1 protein-coding gene and 1 pseudogene are annotated in these 1,065 nt (G+C 52.6%); both read left to right on the forward strand.

What is annotated here, in order from left to right:
- Positions 1-361, forward strand: a pseudogene (locus BUA65_RS18695) (hypothetical protein); the annotation flags it as partial.
- Between the two features lie 11 nt (positions 362-372).
- Positions 373-1,056: a DEAD/DEAH box helicase gene (locus BUA65_RS17550; protein ID WP_072871702.1), complete on the forward strand. Its 684-nt coding sequence runs from the start codon at positions 373-375 to the stop codon at positions 1,054-1,056.
- Positions 1,057-1,065 lie beyond the last annotated feature (9 nt).

A 1,065-nucleotide genomic window follows, 5' to 3' on the forward strand; every position in this document is an offset into this window, starting at 1 on the left:
CTGTGAAAAACAGGGATACTCCCGTGGCCTGTGGAACAGTTCTCTCAACAAGGCCCCTTTGTCGGCAAAAACGAACCGCATAATTGGCGGCAGAGCGCCCAGCATATACCTTGCCAAACTTGAGCAGGATCATCGTATTCCGGCTGACCGGGTGGATGAAATCCTGAGAACGCACCAGATTAACCCAAGCCTTTTGCGCGCCAATGCATTTGAAGAGTTCCTCCGGGACCGGGCGGCAAGATTGCTTGACCTGATCGAACAAGCTATGGGCAAGACCCTCTTGGGTCGCGATTCTGATGAAATCATTAGGGAATTCGGGGCACCGCTTGCGCCCAGTGCTATACGACTAACGGATTGTTAGGAGGTGGTTTTATGTCCCTGCATCCAATTCGTGCTCTCGATTATGTAATTGACGAGTACCGCGATTATTTGCGGACCGAGTTCAGAGCAAGGGATCCAAAATTGCGGGCGGCATTGGAAAGGGAATTGGACGCGCCGGGTTTCCTCGCTCAGGAACCTTTCTTTCAGGCGCACCGGCCGTTCAAGAGCGGCAAACGCTGGAGGGATTTACCGATCGATGCCCAACTCGCCCGCGTAATGGAGAACCGGTCGAAAAGCGAAACCGCTTACCTGCACCAGTCGGAGGCGATTGAGGAACTGCTTTCCCCGCAAGCCAAACCGGTTGTCGTAACCACCGGTACCGGCAGCGGTAAAACGGAAGCCTTTCTCCTTCCCGTTATACAGAACGCCTTTGATGATGCGATGCGGTTTAAGCGGTCTGGTCTTACGGCCATCCTTGTTTATCCGATGAACGCGCTGGCCAACGATCAAAAGCAGCGTATCGAAGAATATCTGGCCGAAGCCGGCTTCGCAGGTGCAGTGCGTGTCGAGCAATACGACCGGGGTACGCCGCAGGCCAAACGGGAGGAAATGCGCGCCAACCCGCCGCACATCCTGCTTACTAACTATATTGTAGATTTTCAAATTGATTCGGGAAAAATCTTCAAATTAAATTGGGGCAACCAACTGGTGGAACAAAGGAAATTCTCATTTTAAACCGGTAAT

The organism is Desulfofundulus thermosubterraneus DSM 16057, from assembly GCF_900142025.1.
GTDB lineage: Bacteria > Bacillota > Desulfotomaculia > Desulfotomaculales > Desulfovirgulaceae > Desulfofundulus > Desulfofundulus thermosubterraneus.

Coding starts and splice junctions, on each gene's coding strand:
- BUA65_RS17550 (WP_072871702.1), top strand. CDS start 373: ATGTCCCTGCATCCAATTCGTGCTCTCGATTATGTAATTGACGAGTAC.